Annotated in this window: 21 protein-coding genes and 2 pseudogenes; 18 read left to right on the top strand and 5 right to left on the bottom strand. The window is 46.6% G+C overall.

Annotation, left to right across the window (positions count from 1 at the left end):
* The first annotated feature begins 113 nt into the window (after positions 1–113).
* The 5 genes and pseudogenes from EZMO1_RS28130 (at position 114) to EZMO1_RS12240 (ending at position 5,047) form a co-directional block, all read left to right on the top strand.
* Positions 114–515, top strand: coding sequence for a porin (locus EZMO1_RS28130; RefSeq protein WP_034873920.1), 402 nt, complete (start codon positions 114–116; stop codon positions 513–515).
* Positions 463–1,182 (top strand): IS110 family transposase, encoded by a 720-nt coding sequence (locus EZMO1_RS12220; protein WP_061509478.1) that lies wholly within the window; start codon positions 463–465, stop codon positions 1,180–1,182. The genes EZMO1_RS28130 and EZMO1_RS12220 overlap by 53 nt, the downstream gene beginning before the upstream one ends.
* A gap of 321 nt (positions 1,183–1,503) precedes the next feature.
* The gene (locus EZMO1_RS12225) at positions 1,504–2,112 is read left to right on the top strand and encodes a hypothetical protein (protein ID WP_034873922.1); all 609 of its coding nucleotides are present in this window, start codon (positions 1,504–1,506) and stop codon (positions 2,110–2,112) included.
* Positions 2,113–2,144: 32 nt separating this feature from the next.
* Positions 2,145–3,714: pseudogene (locus EZMO1_RS12235) on the top strand (IS3 family transposase).
* A gap of 34 nt (positions 3,715–3,748) precedes the next feature.
* A complete protein-coding gene (locus EZMO1_RS12240) occupies positions 3,749–5,047 on the top strand; it encodes a DNA polymerase II (protein ID WP_082211762.1) in 1,299 nt (432 codons plus the stop codon).
* On the opposite strand, the gene EZMO1_RS26790 is transcribed toward EZMO1_RS12240, so the two are convergent.
* Positions 5,044–5,202, bottom strand: a complete 159-nt coding sequence (locus EZMO1_RS26790; RefSeq protein ID WP_160173990.1) for a hypothetical protein — start codon at positions 5,200–5,202, stop codon at positions 5,044–5,046. The genes EZMO1_RS12240 and EZMO1_RS26790 overlap by 4 nt on opposite strands.
* Before the next feature lie 611 nt (positions 5,203–5,813).
* Here EZMO1_RS26790 and EZMO1_RS12245 point away from each other — a divergent pair.
* The 11 genes and pseudogenes from EZMO1_RS12245 (at position 5,814) to EZMO1_RS12290 (ending at position 14,557) form a co-directional block, all read left to right on the top strand.
* Positions 5,814–6,359: a DNA polymerase domain-containing protein gene (locus EZMO1_RS12245; protein ID WP_034873925.1), complete on the top strand. Its 546-nt coding sequence runs from the start codon at positions 5,814–5,816 to the stop codon at positions 6,357–6,359.
* A gap of 124 nt (positions 6,360–6,483) precedes the next feature.
* Positions 6,484–7,458: an NAD(P)/FAD-dependent oxidoreductase gene (locus tag EZMO1_RS12250; RefSeq protein ID WP_034873927.1), complete on the top strand. Its 975-nt coding sequence runs from the start codon at positions 6,484–6,486 to the stop codon at positions 7,456–7,458.
* Positions 7,459–7,486: 28 nt separating this feature from the next.
* Positions 7,487–7,906, top strand: a complete 420-nt coding sequence (locus tag EZMO1_RS12255; protein ID WP_034873930.1) for a DUF3429 domain-containing protein — start codon at positions 7,487–7,489, stop codon at positions 7,904–7,906.
* A 197-nt stretch (positions 7,907–8,103) separates the two neighbouring features.
* A complete protein-coding gene (locus EZMO1_RS28135) occupies positions 8,104–8,379 on the top strand; it encodes an IS1-like element transposase (RefSeq protein ID WP_082211991.1) in 276 nt (91 codons plus the stop codon).
* 187 nt (positions 8,380–8,566) lie between these two features.
* Positions 8,567–9,994 carry a transposase gene (locus EZMO1_RS12260; protein WP_145912468.1) on the top strand — a complete coding sequence of 476 codons (1,428 nt, stop codon included), beginning with the start codon at positions 8,567–8,569 and terminating at the stop codon, positions 9,992–9,994.
* Positions 9,995–10,032: 38 nt separating this feature from the next.
* A pseudogene (locus EZMO1_RS12265) lies at positions 10,033–10,236 on the top strand (IS1 family transposase); the annotation flags it as partial.
* 437 nt (positions 10,237–10,673) lie between these two features.
* Complete coding sequence (locus EZMO1_RS12270; protein WP_061509483.1) at positions 10,674–11,048, top strand: hypothetical protein; 375 nt, start codon at positions 10,674–10,676, stop codon at positions 11,046–11,048.
* A gap of 549 nt (positions 11,049–11,597) precedes the next feature.
* Entirely contained in the window at positions 11,598–11,744 is a 147-nt protein-coding gene (locus EZMO1_RS26795) for a hypothetical protein (protein WP_187300070.1), read from the top strand.
* A 112-nt stretch (positions 11,745–11,856) separates the two neighbouring features.
* A complete protein-coding gene (locus tag EZMO1_RS12280; protein WP_034880343.1) occupies positions 11,857–12,546 on the top strand; it encodes a VC0807 family protein in 690 nt (229 codons plus the stop codon).
* Between the two features lie 443 nt (positions 12,547–12,989).
* The gene (locus tag EZMO1_RS12285) at positions 12,990–13,268 is read left to right on the top strand and encodes a helix-turn-helix domain-containing protein (protein WP_034880338.1); all 279 of its coding nucleotides are present in this window, start codon (positions 12,990–12,992) and stop codon (positions 13,266–13,268) included.
* On the top strand, positions 13,265–14,557 hold the full coding sequence (locus EZMO1_RS12290; protein ID WP_034880334.1) for a type II toxin-antitoxin system HipA family toxin: 1,293 nt from the start codon (positions 13,265–13,267) through the stop codon (positions 14,555–14,557). The genes EZMO1_RS12285 and EZMO1_RS12290 overlap by 4 nt, the downstream gene beginning before the upstream one ends.
* Before the next feature lie 248 nt (positions 14,558–14,805).
* On the opposite strand, the gene EZMO1_RS12295 is transcribed toward EZMO1_RS12290, so the two are convergent.
* From EZMO1_RS12295 to EZMO1_RS12310, 4 genes are all read right to left on the bottom strand, one after another.
* Positions 14,806–15,834 carry an IS630 family transposase gene (locus EZMO1_RS12295; RefSeq protein ID WP_061509485.1) on the bottom strand — a complete coding sequence of 343 codons (1,029 nt, stop codon included), beginning with the start codon at positions 15,832–15,834 and terminating at the stop codon, positions 14,806–14,808.
* A 426-nt stretch (positions 15,835–16,260) separates the two neighbouring features.
* Complete coding sequence (locus EZMO1_RS12300) at positions 16,261–17,661, bottom strand: IS1380 family transposase (RefSeq protein ID WP_034873155.1); 1,401 nt, start codon at positions 17,659–17,661, stop codon at positions 16,261–16,263.
* A gap of 116 nt (positions 17,662–17,777) precedes the next feature.
* On the bottom strand, positions 17,778–18,533 hold the full coding sequence (locus EZMO1_RS12305; RefSeq protein WP_034873242.1) for an IS5 family transposase: 756 nt from the start codon (positions 18,531–18,533) through the stop codon (positions 17,778–17,780).
* Positions 18,534–18,862: 329 nt separating this feature from the next.
* A complete protein-coding gene (locus tag EZMO1_RS12310; RefSeq protein ID WP_034873935.1) occupies positions 18,863–19,774 on the bottom strand; it encodes a YiiX/YebB-like N1pC/P60 family cysteine hydrolase in 912 nt (303 codons plus the stop codon).
* A 202-nt stretch (positions 19,775–19,976) separates the two neighbouring features.
* On the opposite strand from EZMO1_RS12310, the gene EZMO1_RS12315 reads away from it, so the two are divergent.
* Positions 19,977–20,537 carry a DUF1285 domain-containing protein gene (locus EZMO1_RS12315; RefSeq protein WP_236631967.1) on the top strand — a complete coding sequence of 187 codons (561 nt, stop codon included), beginning with the start codon at positions 19,977–19,979 and terminating at the stop codon, positions 20,535–20,537.
* A 4-nt stretch (positions 20,538–20,541) separates the two neighbouring features.
* Positions 20,542–21,450 carry a nucleoside hydrolase gene (locus EZMO1_RS12320; RefSeq protein WP_034873936.1) on the top strand — a complete coding sequence of 303 codons (909 nt, stop codon included), beginning with the start codon at positions 20,542–20,544 and terminating at the stop codon, positions 21,448–21,450.
* Position 21,451 lies beyond the last annotated feature (1 nt).

Here is a 21,451-nt window from a genome sequence, read left to right on the forward strand (position 1 = left end):
TTCTGTGCGCATTTTGTAGAGAAACTTGTGATTCGTAGAAATACGTAACGCTAAAGGGTGATGTTGGTATCTGACGCAGCTTGTTGATCTGTGACAAATAAATATTTTCAGGTATGGGTAATGTTGAGCCCAACAAGAAAGGGAACAGAGGTTCTCTTTTTATAAAAGTTGAATGTAACCGGTTAGGCTGGCGTGGTTATGCAAAATTCGACGGTTTGCCAGAACATACCCGGTTTATCTGGCAGGTTGAAACCGGCTATGTTGATCCATCTTTCAGCCCAAGATCCGGTTCCTATTTTGGTGAGCGTGATACGTTTGTAGGCTTTGACAGTCAGAAATTCGGTCTGGTCCGCGCAGGTCGGGTGTTAACACCAATATACGAGCTGGTTGACTGGCCCGGATCAAACCCGGGTTTGGGTGATGTCTGGGACTGGGGTGGATACATCGGTGGTCGTAAGCATAATGATCGTCAGTCCGATACAATTCGCTGGATTTGCTCTGCGGCAAGCTGTTGAACTTTACGATACTTATGATGAAAAAATCAGGGCTTGTGACAAAGCTCTGGAACAGAAGCTCAACACATTTGACAGCAAAGATGATAAAGACTCTCAAAAGCCTTCTACGCCAGATAAGCCTTCAAAAAAACGGAAGTCCCGTTGCGCTCCAGACTTTGATGTGCGTTCAGAGCTCAACCGGGTGAGCGGTGTCGATCTGACTGATATCGACGGCATCGACGAAATTACGGCTCTGAAGATTGTTTCAGAAATCGGTTTGGATATGAGTCGATGGCCTTCCGCTAAACATTTTGCCTCCTGGTTAGGGCTCTGTCCCGGAACCAAAATATCCGGTGGTAAAGTTCTGAACCGGAAAACCAAGCGTTTGCCAGGCGCAGCCGCAACAGCATTCAGGTTGGCGGCTTATGCACTGGCCAACTCAAAAAGCGCCCTGGGTGCCTATTACCGTAGAATGCGAAGCAAGCTTGGTGCTCCAAAGGCGATTACGGCAACAGCACATAAGCTGGCAAGGCTGGTTTACAGTATGCTCAAACATGGGAGTCAGTATGTAGATGAAGGTCAGGAATATTTTGAGCAGCGTTACAGAGAAAGAGTTTTAAAAACCCTGAAGCAGAAGGCTAAAGATATGGGCTTCACATTAACGCCGGTTGAAACCGCCGTCGGTTAGGGTTGTTTTAGCAACCGGCGAGCTCATGGGGAGTTACTCAGAAGTGCGGGATTAGCTGATATATATAACTTCTTGCAAATTTTTAGATATTGATTTTATCCAATCATATTAATAGAGAATATAATCTTGATCCGTAACTTTCTTAAAATGATGGACTGATTGTTAATCAGTCCGCTATCTGGATAGAGGTTTTGAGAAACCAAATAGGCAGAGGGAATAGGCTTAGTGCCTGTGGGATCAGCATTATCCTGCTATTCAGTGGCTGTTATTGTGTGATACAAGTACGAAAGTCAAAACAAGTGTCATATCAGGTATTATTTTTTGAGCAATACCAAGCAGGTTGTGCAGCAAGGCTTTGTGCTTAACCGGAACAGCTGGGACAGCAAAGGACATACTGTCATCTCGCTGTGGGTCATTACTGACAGTGGGCCTGCCCGACTGGTGATAGAACATGAAAAACCAGTCTTCTTCATAGAATCCATCAATCAGAACACTGCGAGTGATGTATTGCAGACTGAAGGAACAGCTCATGATTCGAAGCCCCTGAGCCTGACCACCTTCGAACATCAGCCAGTCACAGCCTTCTATTTTTATACTCTCGATGCTTTTTATCGTGGACAGGAACACATCAAAAGAAACGGTATCACGGTGTTGGAAGGTGATATTCGTCTGCATGAGCGTTATCTGATGGAACGGTTTGTTTACGGCAGTCTTTGTTTTGTGGGAACTCCGGTTAACAGGCAAGATTTCACTGAGTACCGTGATGTACGCATCAAACCTTCCGAATACCGTCCGGCATTCAAGGTTATCTCGCTGGATTTAGAGTGTTCTGCAAAGGGGGAGTTGTATTCTATCGGTTTATCAGGCTGCCAGTCTGATAGTGGCATTACCCCCTGTGTCAGCATAGTTGTCACCTCTTCTGATTTTTAAAAATCTCACAGGGGACGGTCAGTGAGCAATCAATGGCCAGCTATTCAGAAGAGTTGAAGCAGTCCGTCATTCAGAAGATGATGCCACCTAATAATACGCCTGTATCGCAGTTGGTTCGTGAAACAGGTATCTCTAACTGGACTCTATACAGTTGGCGAAAAAAAGCGTTATCGCAAGGAGTGCCCGTGCCTGGCAACGGTAAAAATCCAGACCTATGGACACCTGAAAATCAGTTAGCTGTCATCATTGAAACAGCGGCATTAAATCAAGCTGAACTGGCTGAATACTGTCGTAAGAAAGGCCTGTTTGCTGAACAAATCCAACAGTGGAAAGAAGGCTTTATCAATCGTAGCCCGGCACAACCTGAAAGTCAGTCGAGTCAGCGTAAAAAGCTGTCTGACGAACACAAAAAAGACAAGCAAACGATTAAAAAACTGGAACGCGAACTCAAGCGCAAGGACAAGGCGTTAGCAGAGACTGCTGCCTTGCTGGTACTCACAAAAAAGGCCCAAGAGATCTGGGGGGAGCCAGAGGACGATTAGTTTCCCTTCCGGATCGACAGAACGCAGTAAAACTGATTGAGCATGCCGTCAGTGATGGTGCTCGCCAATCAAAAGCTTGTCAGGTTATCGGGCTGTCAGAAAGAACCATTCAGCGATGGACGCAGGAGGGTACAGTGATACCTGACAACCGAAAAAATGCCGACAGGCCAGAACCAGCGAATAAGCTTTCAGATGCTGAGCGACAGGCGATCATAGATGTCTCTAACAGCGAGCGTTTCAAGAGCCTTCCTCCCAGTCAGATTGTTCCTGCACTGGCTGATGAAGGTGAGTACCTTGCGTCTGAGCGGACATTTTACCGAGTGCTCCATGAAGCGGGCCAGCAGAATCGCCGTGGGAAGGCTGCCAGACCTAATCGACATAAGCCGACCTCTTATTGTGCAACAGGCCCTAATCAGGTGTGGACCTGGGATATCACGTATTTAAGGTCTCCGGTAAGGGGCCAGTTCTACTACCTGTATCTCGTGATAGACATCTATAGCCGTATGATTGTCACTTGGGAAGTTCATGAAGTTGAGTCAGCTGAGTATGCATCCGAAATGATCACGAAAGCTTGTATAAAACGGGGTATCGGGCGATGGAGTCACCGTTGGTTTTACACTCTGATAATGGCAGTGCAATGAAGGGCGGAACGATGCTGTCAACGCTGCAAAGTCTGGGCGTGGTGACCTCTTTCAGTCGCCCACGGGTCAGTGATGACAATCCATATTCTGAGGCTATATTCAGAACATTGAAGTACCGGCCTGGTTACCCCCGAAGTCCGTTTGCAGATCTGGAAGCTGCACGCAACTGGGTACATGGCTTCACTCAGTGGTACAACGAAGAGCATAAGCACAGCGGGCTGAAATTTCTGACACCAGCCCAGAGACACAGGGGAGAAGCGAATGAGCTTCTAAATAATCGTAAAGAGGTTTACGAACTTGCAAAGCAGCGTCATCCGGAGCGTTGGGGAAAGCGTTCAACAAGAGACTGGAATCTTGACTGTGAAGTCTGGTTGAATCCGGACAGGTCGATCACTGGTCAACAAAAGGAAGTTGCGTAAGATGAGGCGACAACTTTGTTGACAAATACCGATTATGGATAGTGGCATTATTGATCGTGTCATTATGATTGGTGAGCCACAACCGGATAGTCCGGACTGGATTCAATGGGTCAATGATGAATTATCTCTGCTGAAGTCCTTTGAGCAGGCTATTGAACAGCGTGACCCGGATATTATTATTGGCTGGAATGTTATTAACTTTGACTGTCGTCTGTTATTAAAGCGATCTGGAAAATACGGCATTACCCTCAAGATTGGCAGGAATCGACAGGCTGCCCGCTGGCGTGAACGTAGCGAAACACAGCAGGGGTTTATTACTGTTCCCGGGCGGATAGTCATCGATGGCATTGATGCCTTAAAGTCTGCCACTTACCAGTTTGATAGTTTCAGTCTGGAAGCAGTTGCAAGGCAGTTGTTGGCTAAAGGCAAGGATACGGAAGATGTTGATAACCGAATGGCTATCATCGAACACGACTTTCACCACAACAAAGTCAAACTGGCAAACTATAACCTTCAAGACTGTCGCTTGGTAGAAGAAATATTCGACCACACCCGTGTACTGGATTTTCTTCGCCTGCGTAGCCAGCTAACTGGACTGGAGCTGGATCGTTTGGGTGGCTCAGTAGCAGCATTTAGCAATCAGTACCTGCCCAAGCTACACAGGGCTGGGTACATTGCGCCCAATTTACCCGAAAACGGAGGACTCGCCAGCCCGGGTGGTTATGTGATGGATTCAAGGCCGGGTCTGTATAGAAATGTTCTGGTTCTCGATTTCAAAAGCCTTTATCCCTCCATTATCAGAACATTTAAAATTGATCCTGTAGGATTGGTCGAAGGATTAAAAAATCCTGATGATACGATTCCCGGTTTTCGTGGTGCCCGCTTTTCCAGAGATAACCACTTTCTGCCCGGCATCATTACTTCTCTGTGGCTACAACGAGACGAAGCAAAAAAACAAAAAGACTCCGCTCGCTCACAGGCAATCAAGATTCTGATGAATTCGTTCTATGGTGTTCTTGGTTCTGGTGGTTGCCGGTTTTACGACACGCGTCTAGCCAGTTCAATAACGCTGCGTGGGCATGAAATTATGCAGCAAACCGCTCGCTGGATAGAGGCGGCCGGATATCAGGTGATCTATGGCGATACAGATTCAACGTTTGTTTTACTTGAAGCTTCATTATCACCTGAAGAAGCCGAGAAGACAGGGCAATCTCTGGCCAGAAGTATCAATGATTACTGGCAACAGACAATCGGGATAGGGTGGAGCCTCGCGGCTCCACTCCTCCCACAACACCCAGCGTACGGGTCCGTACTGGGCGTTTCGGTTAGTTAAGCGTCTACCATCAGCACAAACATGACAATGGAAGGGTCAGTGATACAAGACATATGACTCACACCACCCGCCGGGCTTTTGTAATCCTGTAATGCCGATATAGTCTCAGCTCTTATGACCTTGCAGCTTTCGGTTCCGCCGTCACCGCTTGGCATGAGCACCAGTGTTTGCTGGCCTTTGTCTGCGTCCGATATATCGAGAAACAGAAACTAATCACCGCTCTAACCGTTCAGGCCTTCACTGACTTCGCCAGCTACTATGCCGTCTGCTGACTTCTGTATGGCGATCAGGACATCTTACGATGACCTCAGTCTGAAATATCAGACACCAGACAGACCTCCCGAGGTAAGTTACACCGCCTTCCCTGCACAACTGCCGGATTTACTGTCCGAGTGTCCGGATGAGTATGGGACTTCGTCATCACATGCTGACTCGTCCTCACGCAGACAGCCTCATATCCGATTTCTATTCGTCAGCTCGCAGTTTTGCTCCACACTGCCTTCAGTCTGCACCTCGCGATACAAACCTTGTGCTTCGCTAGCCCTTCGCCCTCATCTGGCTGGGCAGGGGACTTTCACCCCCAAGCTGTGCAACATGCTCGGCACACATGAACTACCCCGGAGCAAGCTCCGGGGTATCAAGTTAGCTCTTGAGTAGTTCGCAGCAAGCTGCGGGGAATTAGACCCAAGGCTTCGCATTAAGAGACGAATTCAACCTGGACTGTCATCTGGAACTGGAATTTGAAACGCTTTACTTGCGCTTCCTGATGCCGACGATTCGTGGCTCAGAGACTGGTAGCAAAAAACGTTATGCGGGGTTGAAGTACACTGGCGATGACGTGCAACTGGTGTTTAAAGGTCTTGAAACTGTTCGTTCAGACTGGACTCCATTGGCTAAAGCTTTCCAGACAGCGCTTTTTCTTCATGTCTTTGCTGATCAACCCCTCGTTAATCTGGTCAGGGATTTCGTACGACAAACCCTTGATGGTGAACGGGATGAAGAACTGGTCTACCGAAAGCGGCTCAGGAGGAAACTGGATCAGTATGTTAAAATCATCCCGCCTCAGGTACGGGCTGCCCGACAGGCAGATGAGCAAAATCGGAGGCAAGGCAAACCTTTGAAGTACCATAACAGAGGTCGGATCAGCTATGTGATGACAGTCAATGGGCCGGAAGCTATTGAATACCGGGTTAGCCCTATTGATTATCAGCACTATATTCAAAAGCAATTGAAGCCGGTTGCCGATGGCGTTCTGCCCTTTATTGGACTGGACTTTACGACACTGGTGGATGATCAGATAAACTTATTCTGAAATCGGCATCTATAAAGAGCGAGTTTTTCTGAGAGAAAAAGTGGCAGGCAAGGCCATCGGTTTCATTTTAACTATTCTGATGTTCTGATTATCCAGGTCGTTTAGTGAAGGGGGGCGAGTCTCGATGAACATAGCGGTGACTGGTGCAGGTCTGTCTGGCATAAAAGTAGGCAGTTTATTGCATAAAATGGGTCATAACGTCACTGTTTTTGAAAAAAGCCGTGGACTGGGTGGACGTCTGGCTCATCGTCGTCTGAACTGGGCGGATATTGATCTGGGTGCTCAGTATTTCACTGCCCGCGATCCTGATTTTATAAAAGAAGTTAATGACTGGTGTCGTCAGGGAAGTGCTTCACTGTGGAACTTCACCCCTTATTGTGTCCGTGATAATCAGTTGTCAGCTTCTCCAGATGACACTTTGCGCTACATTGGGCAGCCACTTATGAACCAACCGGTACATCATCTGGCAGCCGGAATGACACTCAAGCTGGGCGTTACAATTAATCAGGTGGTTCGCAAGGACAAATGGATATTATACGGTGCGAATGAAGCGCTATTTTCGGGTTTTGACTGGTTGATTATGACCCAACCTGCTGAACAGGCGCGGAAATTGTTGCAAGGAGTTTCTGATATTGTGACATCCATTCCTGATACGGTGCATGAACCCTGCTGGGCGCTCGGACTGGGTACTTTGGGCAATGTTCCTGAGGAGATTCAGGGTATTTTTGGTGACAGTACGGTTCGTTGGGCTTCTCGTCTTTCATCCCGGCCTGGGTTTCAAAACGGTGCAGGAGTTGATGATGTGTGGATGCTTCACTTTGCTTCTGAATGGTCGGAACGGCAGGGGAAGCAAACAGAGGTAAATATTGCTCAGGCAGGAACTTTATGGCTTCAAAACCTGTTGGGTCGTTCAGTAAAGCCTGTTCATGAATATTGCCATTTTTGGCGATACGCGAGCATCAAGAGTAATGAGCAGGCTACTGCTTATAAGGTTGATGAATCTCAGAAACTGGCCCTGATAGGCTCATGGTGTTCCGGGGGCAGGGTAGAAGGAGCGTGGTTATCAGCAATCAGTTTGTTTAACGACCTCTTTAGGTAATTATTACGATAAAACAGGCGCTCTCATAATGATCTATCTGGCTTGGCTCGGTGTTGTTCCCTTTATACTGTCCATCTTGTTGAACTTTTTTGATTATTCGCTGGGTGCCTATTCTGGTGCACAAATTTTTGTTTTTTACTCGGTCATCATTTGCTGCTTTATGGCTGGAACACTATGGGGTCAGGCGATAAAGGACAATGTTAACTGGTTGAAGAAAGCCTTTGCCAGTAACCTGATTGCACTGACGGTGTTCTTTTGTTTGATTTTTGGTGGAACAAAAACAGTACTGCTGACTATGGTGATCTGCTATCTGTTGCTGGTTATTTATGAATGTATTTTATACAGGCAGAGCGACGATAAAACGATGATGAGCAACTATATCAGGATGCGAATTCAGGTGACACTGACCGTTGTTGTTTTGCATATTGCTCTGTACCTATCGCTTTAAATATGGCTGAAGTGGAGCCTGTACACAAAAGATTTCATGCGAGCAAAAAGAACCCGACCATCCTTGGGAAAAGAAGTGACAGGCTAAGACTATTGCAAAGATAGCCGTAAAGATTCGATGGTGAAGGTTCAGAGTAGTTGATAGCTGAACTTCATCCTCAAAAATGGTAATCTTCGGCACTTTTGTTCTGTTGCTCCATGGCTGTCGTAAAAGTAGTTTGTATTCACTGTAACCAATCTAAAGATGTTGTTAGGAACGGCAAGGCCAAATCAGGCCTCCAGAGATTTCTTTGCCGCATATGTCACAAGAGCTTTCAACTGGATTATCTCTACAACGCTAACCAGCCAGACACCCATGAACAGATCGTTCAGCTGACTATTAATGGCTCTGGTGTCAGAGACATAGAGCGTGTTCTCAAAATTAGTCGAACCACTGTCATCGCCCATTTAAAAGACTATCGCCGCCTCAGGTAACTGAGCTTCCCTTTCACTCGATGCTGCAGTTTTTGATATTTGAGGGAGAGCAGGAAATGGCAGGGTGGCATAAGAGCAGACTACTACTGCAGCTCCGAATTCAAGCCTTGCGAGATTCCATCATAGCCACAGCAGCAGGTTGGAGGTAAGATCTCATAGGAACTTAATAACCGTCAAGTGTCGTATCTTGCTAATTCGCCCATTACCCGTTGTCACTGCCTTTCTGGATGCTTTGAATGATTCGCTCAAGTCCATCAATTCCTCTGCGCAGTTGAGTAGATCCCAGAAAGTGGCACTGGGCGTTTTTATCATGGGAATCGTGGTAACTAAAACTATTAACTGGGCTGCTTTTGAGCGCAGAAGCTTAGGCAGATTCAAAGCGACCCGTCTGTGCTGGATGTTTTATCAAGCAGAAATTGCATGGCAAAGCCTGCTACAGGCCAGCGTCAGAAATATTCTTCTACGCTATGGAATACAAAGTGGAACCCTTGCTATCGACGATACAGGAAAAAAGCGCACTAAAAGGACTTCAAAAATCGACGGTGCCCATAAGATAAAAGACAAATCAACAGGTGGTTATTTTAATGGGCAGGAACTGGTGTTTATGGTGCTCGTTACTGAAGTAGCTACCTTTCCAGTAGGGTTTCGCTTTTATATTCCTGACCCTGAGTTATCTGCATGGAGGAAGAAAGACAAGGCGCTCAGGAAGCAAGGCATTCAGAAAAAAGAACGACCGAACCGTCCTGAGCCAGATCATGTTCGTTACCCCACCATGCAGTCGTTGACGCTGGTTATGCTGCAAGAATTTGTTGATTCGTTTCCCAACATTACGATCAAAGCAATTCTCGCTGATGCACTGTATGGCACAGGAGACTTTATGGATAAGGCTGCGGAAATAACAGGCGGAGCCCAGGTTGTCAGCCAACTGCGCTCGAATCAGAAAGTATCCAACCGAAACCACTCGGAAGCGACTCTCAAAGCTTACTTTTCGCGCCAGAAAGGCGCTGAAACTCAACTCATAATACGCGGTGGCAAAGAAGAGCAGGTCACGATGCTGGCTGCTCGGCTGTATGTTAAGGCTCATGGGAAAAGACGTTTTGTTATTGCCCTGAAGTATGAGGGTGAAGAGGATTATCGCTATCTGGTGGCTTCAGATATGTCATGGCGGCATACCGACATAGCCAGGATTTACACCTTGAGGTGGTTGGTCGAGGTTTTCATTCAAGACTGGAAAGCTCATTGTGGCTGGAACAGGTTGAGCAAACAGCAAGGTGCTGACGGATCGCAGCGCGGCGTGATCCTGAGCCTGCTGTGCGAACACATGCTGTTACTGCACCCTGAGCAATTCGTCCTACTGAAAAACAAACAGGCCGGAATGCCCGCAGGCTGTCTGATCGAACGCCTCAATGCAGAAGCCTTGCTTGCTACGGTGAAATCAGTGGTTGAATCGGAAGATCCAGATACCGAGCTTAAGGCTCTGGCCTTAGCCTTAGAGCATACTTTGCCCAAGCGGGAGTCGAGCAGGCATATGGCTGGTAGAGACCTGGGAGAACAAAAGGCAACTGACTCACTCAAAGCACACGCCCGGAAGTTTAAACTTTTAGATGCAGCTTAGAATCGAGATAAATACGTTACTTGTTTAGGTAAAACTGCAGCATCGAGTTTCAAAATGCCAGGGTTCAACTGATCTGCGAAATGGATGAACAGTGGTCATTTGTTGGCAGTAAGAAAAATCAGCGGTGGCTCTGGTACGCTTGGGAACCAAGGTTTAAACGCATAATCGCACATGCCTTTGGTCGGCGAACGGATGCCACGTTGAAGAAGTTGCTCAAAGTGCTGGAACCATACTCGGTGTCCGGCCTGCAGAATTGCTTTTACGTCAGAAAAACACGCTAACCCGAATATTTCATAAAATGCATGCGCTATTGCTACATCCCTTGAAAACTCTCGCTTGTACCTGCAATGGCTTCGGACTGATGTGTCCGAAGCATTTTTGGTAAAAAAGCACTATTTCCATGGGCTGTTGACAGTTGGCAGCAAATTTATGAAATATTCGGGCTAAGTGCTTGATTTTCCATGTGATCTAAAAAATATGAAAGTCTGTCGTCGTATAGTGTGGAATTTTCTCAATTCCCAGCGTTTTCAAGAAGGGTTCAGCCTTGGCTGAGAGCCTGATGAACAAAGGGCTTCAGACTCTCAAAAACCATTCTCAGTAGATTTTTCTCAATTCACTGTGCCCTTATGGGTTTTGAGAAAATCTGACGTAAAAGCAATTTTGCAGGCCGAAGCCCGACTTGAAACATGAAAAGGGTGCAGCCAAAAGACTTCAGGAAGAGCTTGATAGTGCAAAGCCAGGCAACAACCGTACTGCGTCTCTGGAAAAGTTAATCAGTGCCAGAACGTATTTCAAAAATCATTGGCATCAGATGATTTATCCGCAAGCGAGAGAGCAGAACTTGCCGATAGGTTCGGGAGTGACTGAAGCAGGCTGTAAAACATTGGTGAAACAGAGAATGTGCCGTTCAGGAATGCGCTGGAAGGAGCAGGGAGCATCGATGTTGCTGACGTTAAGGGCACTGGTTTGCACATCCGGATCCTGGAATGCATTTTGGTCAAAAATGAGCCGTTACGGATTCCCTGTCACACACAACCTTCCTCCAGTACATTAATTAGGCAGCACACCCATAAACCGCATTGATGATCGATTTGATGCTTTGACAGTCAAGGATGTTGTAAAAGCCGTCCTTGGATTGATCTTGGCTTTCTTGTGGCTTAGCTCTCATGTTATCTTGGTTACAAGATGAACGAAAGCGAGGATGAGTAATGGAGATTATGCTGATTGGCTTTGTTTGCTTCATCGTTGTCGCTGCACCTGTTGCTTGGTGGTGTCTCAAAAAATCTGGCAGGCGCTCATAACAAAGCCTCATATCTAAAAAGTAAGATTAGTCATGCTTTGCCAGTAGGATGTTATCTGCTGGCGAGGATGATGTTTGTGTAATGAAGTGTGTGATTCATAGACATCGTTTCACTATTATTCGATGTCATGAATCACAAAAATGAAGATGTGTAACGGTTTTGACACATTTGCACCTTTTTAACTTTCTTTTTGTCCTTCCTGCCAGTGTTTAAACTGGGAGGGCCTTAAACCATACCGGTCACATTGCCACGATAGAGGGAGAGACTCTTCAGCACTGCGCGTTGCAGTGGATGCTAAACCTATGATTGCACGACAACCCGATAACCGTCTGTTTTCCATTAAAGGTTTCAAAATGAAAGACGCTAATCGTCCACCGCTGCTTGATGATGGCCTTTTGGTGGAGAAACCAAGTGCTCTGCATCCGGCAGTAAAAAACATAATAGCTTGACTTTCGAAACCACTGCTTCATTTCAATAATGATTGACGCTTTGCGTTGGGTAGAGCAAAGTCAGGCCCAACATTTTTTCAATATAGATTTTGCGCCGGCAAGGAATACAAAGATGACAATCGGAACCCCCAGAGGAAAAACCAAAAAGCAGGAAAACTTCCTGCTAAATATCCTGTTGAATGTCGCCATTCCATCCCTGATCCTGACCAAGCTTTCCGGAGAAGCCCATCTGGGCGCATTCTGGGGATTGATTGTAGCTCTGATCTTTCCGATCACTTACGGTATTTACGACTTTTGCACCAGAGAAAAAGTGAACTTTTTCTCTATCTTCGGTTTCATATCGACACTGCTGACCGGCATTATTGGGTTGCTTGAGCTGTCGAAGTCAGTACTCATTCTGAAAGAAACCTCAATGCCACTCTTGATTATGACCTCACTGATCCTCTTCAAAGATAAAGCCAGCAGTTTCATGAAAGAAGCTTTCAGTCAGGCCATTGACTTCAATAAAATCGAGGAGGCGATTGGCAGGCAACAGCTGGATAAAAAATTCTCCGACCTTATGCTTATTTTTAAGGGGGCTTTTTTAGTATCTGCCTCTTTAAACTTCTTTCTTACAAGCACCATTATCCAGAGCGAGCCCGGTACGAGCGAGTACACTGCAGAGCTGGGGCGTATGGTTGCTCTAAGCACTCCTGTTATTGCGATACCCTGTACGGCGATCATGATGATTGCAATCTATCGGTTCTTTAACTCCATATCAGCGGCAACAGGCCTTTCCACTAATGAACTGATTCAGCAATAAGACAGAAAGCCCTGTCACCACAGGACAGGGCCTTCTTTCAAATGATCTGAGGCAGTAAAAATAGACATGCGCCTTCTATTGGGTACCTCCCCCAGAAAGCAAGAGGAAGACGATATTTTCTCACTACCCCAGTGACACCAGCTCTTTGATTTCCTGATTCGAGAACTCTGTAAGCCATTACAAGCATATCGTCGTCCTCTAGGCGGGCGGTTGCTGTAATCAATGCCGTTAAAGGCTTTCAGTCATTGTTTGCCCCACCAGGTCTGACCGTAGTTTGCTGCCATGGATTACTGATCTCAATTATTCAGGAATGGCGCTACTGTAATGGATTTGATGGGGTGATAATCGTATCCAGATTTTATTGGATACAATAATGTCTATAATTTCGTAAAATTCATTAAAATAGCTATAATAGTATCTATATATGATGGATGTGATTCGCTATGAGCTTATTGTCGTTACTGACACCCACTGATGTCCAGGAGCAGCTGGCTGCTGCGGTTATAGCCAGAAGAAAGGCAAAAAAATGGTCTCGTCAGACTCTGGCAGAGCGGAGCTCTGTGCCAGCGTCCACGATCAAGAAATTTGAAACCACCGGACAGATATCGCTACGGCAGTTTATTTTGCTTTGGCAGGCTGTTGACCAACTGGAAAACCTGACTTTGCTGACTAAAGAAACGGAGGCAATGCCTGCCAGTATCAAAGAGGTGTTAAAAACATGAGAGTTCGCAAGCTTAATGTACACCGCAGATTCAGTGATGGCTCAAAGCATAAAGTCGGGGAGCTGGCGCAAAATCAGCAAGGCATTTTCTTTCAGTACGATGATCAATATCTCGCTGACTTTCATAGTCTGTCTCCTTTCACTCTGCCATTTGAATCTTCGTTAAACCTTGGACCCGGACAGCCGCACCAGGGATTACAGGGGGTTTTTGCTGACTCCTTGCCTGATGGCTGGGGCTTGCTGTTGATGGACAGAGTCTTTCGTCAACAGGGTATACTTCCACATCAGATATCCGCGATGGATCGCCTGGCATTTATCGGCGAGAGGGGGATGGGAGCTCTGAGCTATTCCCCTGCAATGGATCATTCATCCGGTGGGGACGACCTGTTATCGGACATCGCACTGCTGGGACAGGGAGCCCAACAGATTTTTGAGGGTGAGACTGACGACATATTGCCTGTTCTGGCTCAGGCCGGTGGTTCAGGTGGTGCCAGACCTAAGGTGTCTGTGTGGCTTGATCCGGATAATACCCGCTATGTCAGTACCCAGCCGCAAAGTTGCTTAAGCCCATGGTTGGTGAAGTTTACGTCGAAGAGTCTCCCTCTTGGCCATGAAGAAAGCTTGTGTGAAGCACTTTGGTTGACTCTGGCAAAGCAGGCCGGGCTGACGACACCACAATGGCAGCTCATTCATGATACCGGAAGCTCCGGTGCAAAAGTCTGGTTAGCACTGAAGCGATTTGATTGCTCAGGAAAACGTTCTGACAACCTGTCACAGTACGGGCGTCTTCACATGCACACCTTATGCGGTCTTATGGACGCCGACTTCCGGCAACCCTCAATGGATTATGATGATCTTCTGAAGGTGAGCCAGGTATTGTGTCAGAATCCGGCGGTGGCACAGGAGCAATTTGCCAGGGCTATGTTCAACTTGTTTGCAATGAATCAGGATGATCATACGAAAAACTGGTCTTTTTTAATGGATGACCATGGTCGTTGGTCATTGGCTCCTTTTTATGATGTCACGTTCAGCCCAACACCTTATAGCCAGCATATGACGGCCTATATGGGATACGGTTCACAGCCCCCACTGAAAGTCATTCAGAAACTGGCAAAACAGGCGAACTTTGCAAACTGGAATCAGGCCCGGCAAGTCATTGAACACGTTATAGATTCTGTACAAAGCTGGAGTCAGCAAGCCAAGTTTTTCGACATTAAACCTGAGACGCAAAAATTAATTGGCAAGCAGTTACACGAAACCTGGCAGGCCAACAAGGGCTTACTCAGTTGACAGGGTCTGATTTTCTGGCAGCCATTGTCGGGAAATAACGGGTTGCAGAGCAATGACCATGCAACCATTACAGCGAAAAATAATCTGGTTACCGACAGTCATTATCCAGCCTCTCTGGTTCCATTGTTTGAGTAGAATATCTGGCTCTGGCAGGTTCTTGGATTCAGCAGAATCAAGTCAGAGCAGCAGAAGACTTTTTTTGCCCACTTGATCTCTTCACTGTGGAGTTTGGATATACCCAAGTGAATTCAAGATGCAGGATTTAGCCTCTGAAAACTATCGTTAATTCTGCTGACTAACGAAGCACCAATTTCAGGTAACGTAACGTCCAGAAAATGATTAATCTTTTCTCGAAATTCTTTAGCCTTGGCAAAGTATTCATTATTCCGAGCATATTCATTCATCACCTTCCATAATCGCTCAATCGGGTTCAGATTTAAGCTGTAAGGTGGTAGGTAATGTAGTTTTATACCCAATTTTTCCGCCTCCTCTACCACCTCTTTTGAACGATGATAACCAGCACCGTCAAGCACTATATGGATGACTGTCATGGATGCGTAGGATGCCCGAACTGTTCTGAAAAACTTGATAATCGCTTCGCCGTTGACGGTCTTGAACTGATCGAAAACAGCGGCAGATAGATTGTTCAGTTCAATGGCGCCAACAATGTTTAATCGGGTACGGCTCCCCGTCGTGTTGATGATCTTATCAACCCCTTTGCGAATCCATCCTGAAGTGATTTTGGTGGCCTGTGTTGGATGAACTGCATCCATGAACAGCAACACTTCATCCTCTGGTAATGAGGCCTTCAGGGCATCATAGTGTTTGACAAATTCAGCTTGTTTGTCAGCATCAGCCTTGTGCGGAACGCCTTTTGGTTTTTTATAGGTAAAGCCTTTCTGATGCAGCCACTTGTTCAGACCTGATACGGTGTATTTGATGTCCCAGCGATCAGAAATGTAGGCGACGATCTGATGCGTATGAGCATAGGTGTGTTCAGAAATATGCTCGATTAGCTGCCGGGTTTGTTCATCATTCAAATAGCTTTCGCTACCACCGTTGTCAGGCTTGAGTTTTTCCTTTTTCAGATAGTCATCAAGGTGGCGACAAATAGTGAATTCACTTTTTCTCAAGGCTTGTGCGATAGAAGACGGAGTCCAACCTTCAGATCTGAGCAAAACTGCTTTTATACGGTCACAATCTCGGGCATCCTGCGACTTTTTATGGCGGGATTCCAGAGCTGCTTTTTGCTGATCAGTCAAAATGATTTTAGGCATGAGCGAAGGATGTTAAAAAAGTACTGAAAAATCAAGCATCTTCAATGGTCACGGGTATATAACCTGCTCAAGCCACTTCGGTTCATCATCTTCTCTAGCTTCTGGCTGAGCCTCAGCTTTAGCCGGTTTCATAATCTGATTGAGGGCTTCAGTGCGTACGAAATGCAGCTTGAGAAGAAAGCACATGATAATGTCTGAGTGCTAGCCCGGATATTTCATAAACAAGCAGCAACTACCATCCCATCCTCTTAATTTTGGACTTTTCCGCAAGCCTGTTGCTCTGTTAACCATGTGAAAGACATTGCAGCCCATACTTGCTTACAGATTAGACGCTAATCAACGAATCCTGCTATTTCAGGATAACGGAAAGCCCCAAAGCTCTTTCATCTGGTTGCTATGTACCTTGATTGAGTATTATGAAAGTTGCTACCCCGGTCGAAGTATCGGCATCTGGTAAAAGACTTCTGTCACATGCTGCAAAAGCCTCTTGAATGGGCAGCTACGCGGCAGATGAAGTTTAATTCGGTCTTTATATTCAACCACTTTGACTGCAACTTTACAGAGCTTCATGATCACCGTTGATGGCTGCGCTTTTTCCAGCTCCGTACCTTTCAAAGTCTTGGTTCTTAACTCATAGTGCAAAACATAAGCGGCACAGGCATAAAACATTCTCAAATGGTTAGCCAAAAAGCCCTGATCGGACAATCTGTCGCCGGACAGATCACTTTTCAGATGTTTGATGAAGTTCTCATCCTGTCCTCTTGGACAGTAAAGCTCTTCATAAATTACCTCTGGAGAAGCTTCCTTCATCGACGTCACAATGAAACGAGGGTTGTCGCCTTTTTGGTTGACCTCCGCCTTGTAAATTATCCGGGTATCGAGACCTTTCCAGCTCTTGGCCTGGTATTCTGCTTCCCCGTAAAGTCTGAGCCGATCAGGTTCTGGCATGTTGTTCAGTCTTGCCAGCTCAGTCTTGACCTTCAGAGCTTGGCGCGCTTCATCCAACAACTCTTTGGCTTTTGGCCGCAAAGCCGTTTTGTGGCCTGCACCTTTGCCCAAGACATAATCCGAATGAGGGGCATTCTGAACCACCCACATTAACTCTGGTTGAGCGAAGTGGCTGTCTCCCCGAACCAGTAGATGGGTCTTCGGCCACTTTTTCCGAAGCAGCCGAATGACCCGTTCGAGAATGGCTGCATTTTCCTTGCCCGTTGGGGTTTTCCCCGGACGAAGAATCGCCGTAATCAGCTTGCCGCTGAGTCCCTCAAAAATCATCAGGGGCAAGTAGCAGTAGTCCTGATATTTGGCATTAAACAGGTTCATCTGCTGGCCACCATGAGTAATGGCCGGTGTATGATCAAGATCGATAACGATCACCGGAGGTGGCAGCTTGTAACTGCTGATAAAGTGATGCACAAATGCTTCAGCCATCCTGTAAATGTCGGAGCGGGTCATAGATTGTCCCAGCCGGGTAAAAGTGGGCGCTGATGCGAGATGGTTATCGCTGTCCAACGGATTGCGACCAGTGGCCAGTTTGAACATAGGGTCTTTACGCAAACGGTTACTGTCGTTGGCATCTTCATAGCCGCAGGCCATTTGCAGAACCCGCTGAACCAGAAGTTCTTTCAGGGAGTGGTCGATATAGGATTGATGGCGTCTGTCATTGATGGCATCAGTCATTTTGCAGATAAGACCGCTCTGCAGAATGGTTTCCCGTAGCAGCAGAGTGCCAAAGTCAGAAGATAACTCCCCACCATTGAAGTCTGCCCGGATGGTTTTTCCATTTGAGGGATGAAAACGAAGCTGTTCTTGTGTAGATTTGGGCATGGCAAGTTCCGGTTTGCTTCTTCCGAAGCTTTCTTTTGGTCGACCCAATTATATCAAGTGATTGGGCGGAACTTGCCTCCTTTTATGAAATATTCGGGCTAGGTTCTGTTGACGTTTCATCGTAGCCACAACATGATAGCTACGATGGCCAGCATTCCTAAATAGTTGATGGCTTTTTTCTCAAAACGACTCGATACACGGCGATAATGCTTTATTTTTCCAAACATACACTCAACACCATGCCTCTCTTTGTATAGCCACCAGTCACAATCATGTGGCTCTCGACGATTTGCCTTTGGAGGTATAACTGCCTGTATATTTCGCTCTGCAAGCCACTGGACTAAGTAATCTGAATCATAGCCTTTGTCGGCAAGCAAAGCTTCTGTGCTGATGTTTTCCATAAGAGGTATAGCCTCTTTGATATCTGCCGCCTGACCTGGAGTAATGATAAACCGAACAGGTAAACCCAATGCATCAGTCAAAGCATGGACTTTACAGCTAAAACCGCCTTTTGAGCGACCCATGGCTTCATCTTCAGCAGTACTGTTTTTAGCCCCGGCAGCACAGGCATGTGCGCGGATAACAGTGCTATCAATTGAGACGTGCTGATAGTCTGCATCTTGTGCAATTGACTCTAAAAGCCCCGTCCAGATTCCATAGCCACACCAACGGGAGTAGCGTTTAAAAACAGAGTTCCACTGTCCTCTTTCTTTTGGTAACTGTCGCCATTGTGCACCCGTTCTGAGTATCCAGAGAACAGCTTCAATAAAAGCCCGACATTTGTCATGCTGACCAATGCGTACTTGAGGGAAGCTGCTGAGTAGAGAGAGGATATTAAGCCACTGATCGTCCAGTAATCGAGTTCTGTCCATGCCAAAAAGCGTGACATTCTACTTCCATCTGGCTTATGTCAACAGAACCTAACTGACCAAAACAACATAATAATATCAATGTGTTGTAAAAATGAGCAGCCAAAAAGAAACCCGCCGCTCTGGGGGAAGAGACGACGGGCTAAGACCATTAGGAGTGAAACATAGGTACACAATCCAAGTACCAGGGCCAAACTCGTGACCCAGGCTGACTGATCGTAGGGGGAAGTCGATCAAGTCAGCAGAGGTAATTATGGTGCAGATTTATCCTGCGTCCACTTATGTATAAGACCGTTTCCGAATAATCAGCTTTTGTGAGATCAGTATCTGGATTATGAAGGGGGAGTGTCTCTGTTTTCAGACAGCAAATCGGTACCTGTAACGTTAATGCCATCTATTTTAACCTGCTGCAACTCCTTGATTTTGCTAGGTGTCATATAAAATTCGGCTTCTTTTCCTTCCAACGCTCCATGACCATGCCAGGGCAGCAGTTTGTAATCAGAATGATGGGTATAGTCGAGGAACGGGTACTTAATAATGCGAAAATAAGGTGAGTAGTCAAAGTCCCTTGGCGTACAGAGCCTTGGATTGCGCTGAAATAGCTGTACACCATGTTGGCTGTCCAGTTTGACCAGAGGCAGAATCGGGAAATGAATAAAACTGAACGCTTCTGCAATCATGCTGGAACATACAGTTTTGGTTTCCTGTCCGGGTGAGCTTTCAAACAGACTGGATCGCCAGCGTCTGGGCAGTACGGCATAGGGGAAAAAGAAACGTGCAAGGTCAAGAATGTGACGGACATCATAATCAAGGCCGAGCCGACTTACTGCGTAGTGAACGACTTTCTGGCTGTCGCCATAGCTGAGCCCGTTGGGGCGGCAAATACGCAAATGGTTGCCTTCATAACGACTCAAGGGGTGTACTACTGTGCCGAAGCCAAGCTCGCTTTCGATGACCAGCTGTTCGTCCGGCGAACCGTCGTAAGATTCTTTAATAATTTCCCGGACGCGGTCGTCCTCAATATCATGTACACGACCAATGTATAACATGGCATGAGACCAGGGGCTTTGGGTAATTTGCTTAATGACATTGCTGACTCTTGATCGACCTTCAATCAGGAGTACATCACAGGGCTTTACCTCGTGGCGGATACGTTCGAAATCACACTGGGGGCTGGAGATGTCTTGTGATTCCTGCATTAGCCAGTTTGTTAACCAGCTGGCCAGCGTTTTTACGAGCTGCATTATCTGTCCCTGCAATTGAGCTACTCTATCAAAGGTTAGATCGGCGATTCTCACTCAGGGGTTGAGTACTCATATTCAATTTCCTGCCTCACTCACTACGGTTTGACGTTATAATGACCGTGTTACAACTTCATGTAATTTACCTTGCAGCTTTAAGTCATAAACCTGACGATAATAAAGACCGATAATAATGGAGCCGCCTGTGTCCGACGATCAATATTCCCCTGCTTCTCTGGCGGTCACCTTGCAGTCTCTGGAAACCAAAGGGCTTCCGCCGGTCAATGACTGGCACCCTGATTTCTGTGGTGATATCGATATGCGCATCTGTAGCGATGGGCACTGGGAGTATATGGGGTCACCGATTGGCAGGGAGTCCATGGTAAGGCTTTTTTCGACGGTACTCAGGCACGATGACGACGGGCACTTTTATCTGGTCACACCAGTAGAGAAAGTTCGCATTCGGGTTGATGATGCTCCTTTTATAGCGGTCTCGGTAGAGCAAATCAGCCACCAGCATGTTTTCACTACTAATGTCGGCGACAAAGTGATTCTGAATCCGCAGCATCCGTTAAGGTTGTCTGACGAGGGGGCTGGGGTTCCTTATATTCTGGTCAGGGATCGTTTAGAAGCGCGTATCCACCGTAATGTCTATTACGAGCTGGTTAATAGGGCGGAACTCCGAATGTTAGATGGTCAGGAACAATTATGCATAACCAGTGGGGATCACTATTATTCTCTGGGAATGATTCTGGAACAGGACTGACCTAATGAGTACCTGCATTATTATCGATACCGATCCGGGCATTGATGATGCTGTTGCCCTGTTATTAGCAGTAGCCAGCCCTGAGTTAAACGTGGTGGGCATCACAACCGTTGGCGGGAATGTGTCCCAGCAGCAAGCCTTCAATAATGCGCGAAGAATTCTCAAGGCAGCAGGAAAGCAGGTACCTGTTTATCGGTGCAGCGAACAGGCTATATCCAAACCGCTAAACCCAGAGACAGATGCTATTCACGGACAGAATGGTATTGGCGATATTGGCTGGCCAGAAGTCGAAGTGGTGTCTGCCCACCAGATCAGTGCAGTCGATTTTATTATCTCCAAGGCGTTGGAGCATGCCGATAACCCAGTCACCCTATGCATGTTAGGCCCCTTAACAAACCTTGCTCTGGCACTGGTCATCAATCCGAATATCGCTGTAGGCATTAAAGAAGTCGTGATCATGGGTAGGGCTCTGGATGTTCCGGGTAATATTTCGGCGGTTGCTGAGTTCAACTTTTATACTGATCCGGTTGCGGCAGACATCGTATTTCGCTCATCACTTAACTTGAAGCTATGCCCACTGGATGTCACTGAAACTCTGAAATGGAATAATGACTGGCTTCAGAAGTTGTTACGCAGTCAATCAAATACAGCCAGACTCACTGCAGACATGCTGGGTTTTTATCGGTCAGGCGAGGGCGGAGGTTTACACGATCCAATCGTTATTGCCTCACTGGTAAAGCCGGATATCATGAACGTCAGGTCGTGTGATATCCGGATAGAAACAAGAGATGAAGCGAAAGAGGGGCAAAGTAAAGTTGTCTGGTCTGATCAGGGTAAAGTCAGCGCTGTGGTATCTGCGGATATTGATGCCTTTTTCCATTTACTGGCAGCAAGGTTGGTGAAGCTGCCATAAA

Source organism: Endozoicomonas montiporae CL-33, from assembly GCF_001583435.1.
Classification (GTDB): domain Bacteria; phylum Pseudomonadota; class Gammaproteobacteria; order Pseudomonadales; family Endozoicomonadaceae; genus Endozoicomonas_A; species Endozoicomonas_A montiporae.